Source organism: Robertmurraya sp. DFI.2.37, from assembly GCF_029211245.1.
In the GTDB taxonomy this organism is placed as follows: domain Bacteria; phylum Bacillota; class Bacilli; order Bacillales; family Cytobacillaceae; genus Robertmurraya; species Robertmurraya methanolica_A.
In genome coordinates this window covers 1-332 of sequence record NZ_JARGEJ010000461.1, presented here as the reverse complement: position 1 = coordinate 332, position 332 = coordinate 1, and the positions used below count along the sequence as shown (strand labels likewise).

Annotated in this window: 1 protein-coding gene; it reads right to left on the bottom strand. The window is 28.3% G+C overall.

Going from position 1 to position 332, the window contains the following annotated elements; translation table 11 throughout:
* Window positions 1-332, bottom strand: a 332-nt coding sequence (locus PZE06_RS27300) for a saccharopine dehydrogenase NADP-binding domain-containing protein (protein ID WP_275792288.1), incomplete at both ends; no start/stop codon positions are given.

Here is a 332-nt window from a genome sequence, read left to right as displayed (position 1 = left end):
TGATTTAGCTCATATACTTTCTCAGCAAAATCATAAAACGGTGTAACATATATACATAATATTTTATTCTCAATACACCTTTTTTGAATGTGAGGATTTCTCTGTTTTACTGCTACGACTACAATATCTACATTCTTTATAACTTGTTTTATATTTTCTTCATTATCAACATCTAAACATTGAAACTGAACGTCACTGTTAAAAAAATCTGCTAACTTATTACCTCTTTCATTTTTATAATCCGTTACTATTAATTTTATTTGCTTTTCAAATACTCTCAGTAACTCCATGCAAACTAACTTACCAAGAACACCATATGCTCCAACAACCAT